Raw genomic sequence first — 6,356 nt, forward strand, 5'->3', positions numbered from 1 at the left:
CGGGCAAAAAAAGCGCAAACGAACTACAAGCATCTGTGACAGGGAAAGGCCTTACATTCTTACCATCGAAAACTACAAAAGTGATACCCAACCCACTCCGCGTAGCACCTCCAAAAAGGTAAAAAACTCTCTACGAAGAAAGAAACATGACGTGAAAAAAAATAATGATATACTTGAGCTGTTTAACCAGTAAAAAATGATTGGGAATGTTGTATGATTATTGAATTATTAACAACCGCGATAGTTGTTTTGGCTGTATTGATCGTTCTTGCGGTGCTTTTGCAAGAAGGAAAAAGCGATATGGGGCTTGGCTCTGCAGGCAGACAAATGCTGTTTGGCGGATCGGGTGGACAAAGCATGATCGAAAAAACAACCTGGGTGCTTGGCTTTTTGCTCATAGTTTTGGCACTTGGATTGACGATCGCAAAAACAAAAGATCGTCACCACTCGGTTGTGTCATCGTTTGGGAATTTTGTTGACGACAGCCCGCTTGCAAAAAACAGCTCACCAGTAGCTGACGAAAACTCCACCATCATCTCAGACAACACACCAACCGAACCAATAACTGCACCAGTAGAAGAAACAACATCAACACAAAACGCGTAAGAACAGTTGTATGATCAGCGTTCGCGATGTTTTTGTGTTCTCTGAAAATCTTGGAGCCCAAACACTCAAAGTAATCAAAGAGTTTGGGCTCTTTGGCATTTTTTGCGCGGACATTTTCCGCACCATGCTGCACGCACCACTGAAAGCAAAAAAAATTATTGCTCAGATGGTTTTTGTAGGAATCGACTCGCTCCCCGTGGTGGTTGCAACCGGAGCTACCATCGGCGGCGTTTTGGCGCTACACGCGTACAAAGGACTCAGTTCTTTTGGTGCAGACCAGTTTGTAGGTCCGCTTGTTTTTCTTGCCATGGCGCGCGAATTTGGGCCCGTGCTCAGCGCTCTCATGGTTGCCGGGAGAGCTGGATCTGCAATGACGGCCGAAATCGGCACAATGCGCATCTCGGAACAACTCGATGCACTCACCACGCTCTCGATTAATATCAATCAATATTTGCTGGTGCCGCGCGTTATCGCATCGGTTATCACCCTTCCCTTTCTTTCGATGATCTGCACAACTTGCGGCGTGGTTGTTGGCTATCTTATTTCAATTCACACCTTAGGGATCAACCCCGAAGTGTACACCGAAAGCATCAAAGCAACCGTAGCTTCAAGCGATTTACTGCAAGGATTTGTCAAAGCCGCTATTTTTGGACTCCTGCTCTCGCTTGTCGGTTGCTACAAAGGTATGGTAACTACCGGTGGCGCCAAAGGTGTTGGAAAATCAACCACCGAAAGTGTTGTCTACGCAAGCATGGGAACACTAGTGATGGACTATATCCTCACCGCACTCATGACACTTTTGTAACCGAGAAATGAATATGATTGCCATCAGAAACTTGTGTAAAAAATTTGGCTCAAAACAAATAACGCATAACCTGAACCTTGATATCGTGCAAGGTGAATTTCTCACCATTATTGGACGATCGGGTGAAGGAAAATCTGTGCTGCTCAAACAGCTCATGGGATTGCTCAAACCCGACTCGGGATCGATCGTTGTTGGCGACACCGAAATTGTTGGACTTGCCGGCGTTGAACTTGCGCATGCACTCAAACAATGCGGCTATGTTTTTCAGTTTGCAGCGCTCCTTGATTCGCTTTCTGTGTTTGAAAATGTTGGCATCGTGATGCTCGAGTCTGGCATCGCCCCGCATATCGTGCGACCACTTGCCGAAGAATGTATCCTAAAGGTCGGACTCTCGCTTGATGTACTCGAAAAATATCCCGATGAACTTTCGGGCGGGATGAAAAAACGCGTTGGCCTTGCGCGAACGTTGATGGGAAATCCACGAATTATTTTCTATGATGAGCCAACAACCGGACTTGACCCAATCGCCACACAACTCATTCATGAATTAATGCGCAAAACGCATGACGAGTACAATGCCACAACCATTGTCATCTCGCACGATGTTTCGATTTTTAAATATTCAGATTCTGTGGCTATGTTGTTTGAAGGTGGCATTGTACACAAGCAACCTGCAGGCAGCATCTGGCAAAGCGATCACCCGATGATTCGTCAGTTCATTCACGGACTTGCCGACGGACCATTAACCAAAAACTTAAAAGAATAAAATCCGTATGATTGATCCACAAGTACAACAAACAATTATCTCAATTGTTCATAAACATCTTCCAAGATGTCGCATTTTTCTTTTTGGTTCACGCGCTCGAGGAAATCATTCCCAGGGAGCAGACTACGATATTGCACTAAATAATATTGAAAAAATTTCAGACACAGCACTTGTTGCAATTCGTGGCGATATTAATGAAAGTAATATCTATGTTTTTGTTGACGTTGTAGATATTAACAGCGTCTCAGATGATTTTTTAAAAATTGCGAAAAAGGATTTTGTCGAATGGACGAAAAATTAAAATATTCCACCGAGCAAATCAAAAAAATGCTCGACTCGCTGGGTGACGCATCATCTGAATACACAAAAAAATTAACCAACGCCGATTTAAATGATGACGAAATCCACAGGCAGTGCGATTTTCTGAGAGACTCTGTAATTCAGCGATTTGAATATACCATAGAAGGATTTTGGAAATATCTAAAAACATACCTTATTTCTCAGGGAATACATCTTGCTGAACAAACTCCACGATACATTGTTCGTCAATCTGCTCTTGCTAGACTTATAACAGAAAACGAAGCCCAACTTCTTTTGGAAATGATCACAGAGCGCAATAAAACTTCACACATCTACCAAGAAGAAGTTGCCGATAAACTGGCTCATTATGCGCCAACAGCATTTACGTTGATGAAAAACATTGTTTCCAGATTAAATAAAAAATAAAAACAAGCAGCCCGAGATTCAACCTCGGACTGCTATTACATATCTAGACTGTAAATTCTCGCTCAAATGCTATGCGCGCCAACTTCCCCAGCTGAAACGCAATTTGGCTACGTATTGGGTTGTGAAAATTATTTGCCCCGAAAACATCATTCAACATTGGTAACGATTCAAGCGATGTAACCGTAAAGACTTTTTTACAAATTTCATCAAAGTCCGCCCACGACACAAATTTAAACACATAGTCATTCACAATCTCTTTTCTCGTTCTAAAATCACTCTCAGGATCCTCGGCTAAGGCATCAACAAAGCCCTTTGCAAATGCGTGGCGCAAAAAATCCAAATCTTTTTCGGGCGCTTTCCCCGCAATCGCTGCTAATGACGCGATGTACTCTTCTTTTTTTGCTAAACGCCGTGCACGCTCTTGAGCTTTTTGCGCTATCAACTCTTGCCGTCTTTGTGCGATAAATCCATGAAATTCCATCTGCCTTTCGCGGTCAACTAACCCTCTTCCCCTGCATTGCTGCCACCACATTTCTGCTTCTTGACTTCGCTCTTCGCACGTTTGCTCAAAACGCCTCATATTTTCTTCTTTCAAAGATAATGCGCGATCGGGAGACGATTCTGCACTCACAGACTCAGAGGAGGCATCGGCTTCTTCGGCATCTAACGATTGAGCAGCACAACCCTTGGGAGGCTGTTTTTTTAAATCGACAGAAGTTGAATCGACAGAAATTGGAGAGGACTTGTTTTTTTTCTTTTTCTTTTTTTTTGGAGGCGGCGTTTTTTCTGCCGGCTGCTTTTTTTTTGCTTCTTCATCTGCTAATAATTCGGCACAAGCCCGAGCAGCCTCTGCCTCTGTTCTTTGTGGACGAGAAGCACCCGCATTAAAGGCCGTAATTTCTCTTTTTAGAATCCTTCTATCTAACTTAGCCCTCAAAGAACCTCCCTGTTTTAACGCATTTTGCGCAACTCCTTCTTCAAGACAAAACTCTGATGATAAAGCAACCTCCCCAACAAACGAAGGTGATCGACTGGCAACAGCAAGACGACGAAATTTAGCCTCCATAGCATCAAGGCCACAAAAAAAAGCCCGCACAACCAGAATTTGCCCATATAAATACTCTTTTCTTTCTCGAAGATGTTCATAAAAATATTCTTTTTTTTCATAAAGCTCTTCGAGTGAAGTCATATCCTCACAGCTCTCTTCAAAAAATTGGGTAAAAACTGCCAAATTATCTTTTTCAACAGGATGATCAATTTTCATTCTTAAGCGCCCACCGCCAAATGGAGTAATGTGCCCAGACCTTACCAGTTCAATACCCTCAATAAACCCTTCTAAAACGAGAATATCAAGCAATACAAAGGGGCGTGCTCGTTCTAAAATTTTTGAATTTAACGCTACTTGCGTAAGCAAATAATTACGCAGCTCAAGCGCCTGAGAAAATCGTTTATTCAGCTCACAGCTTCCACGCCGATCCATCATTTGATTTGGACCACTCGCAAATGCAATTTCAAATAAATTATTAACAGAATGCATCACAAAACTATCGTGCTTAACAATTTCCCACACATCAAGACTCATGCGCAGTGTTGGTCGCTTCATAAAAAGAATTGAAGAGTCATCAAAACAATTATCCATTAATTCAATATCAAAACGAACTTGCTTGCCTGCCTCATGCGCAAGGTGCAACGAACAAATCAGTCCATTATCACCCATCGATTCAACTGCATAATCAGCCTCAGAAACAGAAATCGAAGAATTATAAAATCCACACAAAAACCTATACTGCAGAGCAGTTTGCAGATCATACCCTGGAATATCTGGATTTAAATCAATTCCTGGATATAAAACTTTTTCGATGCGTCCCAACAAAAAACTCATCTGATTAAGCAAGACCTCTTCATTCTTTTTTATTTCATCTCGCTCGCTCTCATCACACTCGAGTAACAGTACATTATTTCTAACAAGCTGACAGATAAAATTGCAGTACTCTGTGTTGAGAATAATTGCTTGAGATCTATCAGCAGCAGGACTTAGCAAACCTGCCAAAAAAGAATGTCTAGAAGTTTTTTTTGCAGCTCGTGCTTTTAATCCGGCGACCCGAGTCGCCGCTCCCACAACCTCACCACCCGCAAAAAAATCAACCGGAAATGCGGACAAAATAAAAACAAAAAATGAAAGATGGGATGCGGCTATACGAAACATATTTTTAGACACAAAAATGCAATAGATAAAATTAGGCTTAGATTAGCGAATTTTTGCAGAATAGAAATAAGTTAAAAAAAATTATTCATTTTTATTGAATGCAAAAGTCTCAGTTGAAACAACCAAACACCATCGCTCAGTCTTCTTTATCGGATTCATCGGACGAATCGTCATCGACCAGAACCTGCGCAGGCGGTAGTGCAAAAAAACGTCGCGGCGGCTGTTGATAAACAGCTACAACTGGAAAGAGCCGTGGAGCTGGAAGGGGCTCGGGTACAATTGATGCATGAACTAATGCCGGTAAAAAAAGAGCCACGACCGGTACATCGGGAGCTGCACAGTTTGCAGCACAGAAAATAAATACACTCAAAAAGAAAGCCCCTTTTTTATTCATTTTTATACAACCTCACATACAAAACAGACTTCTTGATTACTATTCTTTTTAGACACAACTGAGAGCAACTTTTTTGCAATTTTTTTTCATACAAGATTTTTTGCTCAATAAATTAAAAAAAAATATTTGTTTTATTGAAATTTATAAAACAAACCATAAGCTATGCCAGGTTTTTTATATCCATATTTCAGGAGCCTTACAATGTTTTTTTTTGAACGCCCAGTCTTTTTACTTTTTTTTATGGCTACTTTTTCATCAACCATTTTAACAAGAACAGTTAATGCTGACGGAAGTCCAAAAAAAAGCGACATCCTTCATGTTATTTTGCGATTAGCTCCAGTACCTCAACCTCCAATTAACCCTGATGATGTTGTTGCACAAGCGATCGCGGAAACCGCTGAGGCAGAAAGAAGAATCGCTGCCGAGCAAGAACAGACAAGAGCAGATGAGGAATGTGCAGAAATGCTCAAAGAAAAATTAGCCGATGAGCAAAAACTAACATTAGACGCAGAGTTTGCTCTTCAAGAAGCACTCGCTCTGCACATGCTTTCAAAATCTGACAAAAAAAGTGAACCTGCAGAACAAAAACCACAAACCCCACTTCCTAACGACCACCACGTAACAATCTGCGGCACTGGGGGTTTTTCAGTCGCTGATAACCGTGCAGACGAGGAAGAAGGATTCTTAGAGGACAAAAGCGATACACCTCCAGCTGGAGAATCGCGACGCCACTCAGATGCACTCCCTGTAGCCACAGATGAGTCCACAGAAAGCATCTGCGGTGAAGAAGCACCCGGAACAGTTCCAACAACTCCACTTTCTGCAGCAGCACTTGCAGAACTTCTTAGGATTA

8 protein-coding genes are annotated in these 6,356 nt (G+C 42.0%); 6 read left to right on the top strand and 2 right to left on the bottom strand.

The features are described 5' to 3' along the window. Positions 1-213 precede the first annotated feature (213 nt). From secG to FJ366_04155, 5 genes are read left to right on the top strand one after another with little or no spacing between them, the layout of a single operon-like run. Positions 214-606: a preprotein translocase subunit SecG gene (gene secG / locus FJ366_04135; GenBank protein MBM3894755.1), complete on the top strand. Its 393-nt coding sequence runs from the start codon at positions 214-216 to the stop codon at positions 604-606. Positions 607-616: 10 nt separating this feature from the next. After that, positions 617-1,411 (top strand): ABC transporter permease, encoded by a 795-nt coding sequence (locus tag FJ366_04140; protein MBM3894756.1) that lies wholly within the window; start codon positions 617-619, stop codon positions 1,409-1,411. 7 nt (positions 1,412-1,418) lie between these two features. Further along, entirely contained in the window at positions 1,419-2,177 is a 759-nt protein-coding gene (locus FJ366_04145; protein ID MBM3894757.1) for an ATP-binding cassette domain-containing protein, read from the top strand. A gap of 7 nt (positions 2,178-2,184) precedes the next feature. Beyond that, positions 2,185-2,478, top strand: a complete 294-nt coding sequence (locus tag FJ366_04150; protein MBM3894758.1) for a nucleotidyltransferase domain-containing protein — start codon at positions 2,185-2,187, stop codon at positions 2,476-2,478. Then, positions 2,463-2,903 carry a hypothetical protein gene (locus FJ366_04155; GenBank protein MBM3894759.1) on the top strand — a complete coding sequence of 147 codons (441 nt, stop codon included), beginning with the start codon at positions 2,463-2,465 and terminating at the stop codon, positions 2,901-2,903. Before FJ366_04150 ends, FJ366_04155 begins: the two co-directional genes overlap by 16 nt. A gap of 43 nt (positions 2,904-2,946) precedes the next feature. On the opposite strand, the gene FJ366_04160 is transcribed toward FJ366_04155, so the two are convergent. After that, positions 2,947-5,109: a hypothetical protein gene (locus FJ366_04160; GenBank protein MBM3894760.1), complete on the bottom strand. Its 2,163-nt coding sequence runs from the start codon at positions 5,107-5,109 to the stop codon at positions 2,947-2,949. Positions 5,110-5,245: 136 nt separating this feature from the next. Further along, positions 5,246-5,503, bottom strand: a complete 258-nt coding sequence (locus FJ366_04165) for a hypothetical protein (GenBank protein ID MBM3894761.1) — start codon at positions 5,501-5,503, stop codon at positions 5,246-5,248. Between the two features lie 201 nt (positions 5,504-5,704). Here FJ366_04165 and FJ366_04170 point away from each other — a divergent pair. Then, the coding region (locus FJ366_04170) for a hypothetical protein (GenBank protein MBM3894762.1) at positions 5,705-6,356 on the top strand (652 nt) is incomplete at its 3' end.

It is taken from the genome of Candidatus Dependentiae bacterium, assembly GCA_016871815.1.
In the GTDB taxonomy this organism is placed as follows: domain Bacteria; phylum Babelota; class Babeliae; order Babelales.

Excerpts from the sequence above, each read along its gene's own strand:
- secG (MBM3894755.1), top strand. The coding sequence starts at position 214 with ATGATTATTGAATTATTAACAACCGCGATAGTTGTTTTGGCTGTATTG.
- FJ366_04140 (MBM3894756.1), top strand. The coding sequence starts at position 617 with ATGATCAGCGTTCGCGATGTTTTTGTGTTCTCTGAAAATCTTGGAGCC.
- FJ366_04145 (MBM3894757.1), top strand. The coding sequence starts at position 1,419 with ATGAATATGATTGCCATCAGAAACTTGTGTAAAAAATTTGGCTCAAAA.
- FJ366_04150 (MBM3894758.1), top strand. The coding sequence starts at position 2,185 with ATGATTGATCCACAAGTACAACAAACAATTATCTCAATTGTTCATAAA.
- FJ366_04155 (MBM3894759.1), top strand. The coding sequence starts at position 2,463 with ATGGACGAAAAATTAAAATATTCCACCGAGCAAATCAAAAAAATGCTC.
- FJ366_04160 (MBM3894760.1), bottom strand. The coding sequence starts at position 5,109 with ATGTTTCGTATAGCCGCATCCCATCTTTCATTTTTTGTTTTTATTTTG.
- FJ366_04165 (MBM3894761.1), bottom strand. The coding sequence starts at position 5,503 with ATGAATAAAAAAGGGGCTTTCTTTTTGAGTGTATTTATTTTCTGTGCT.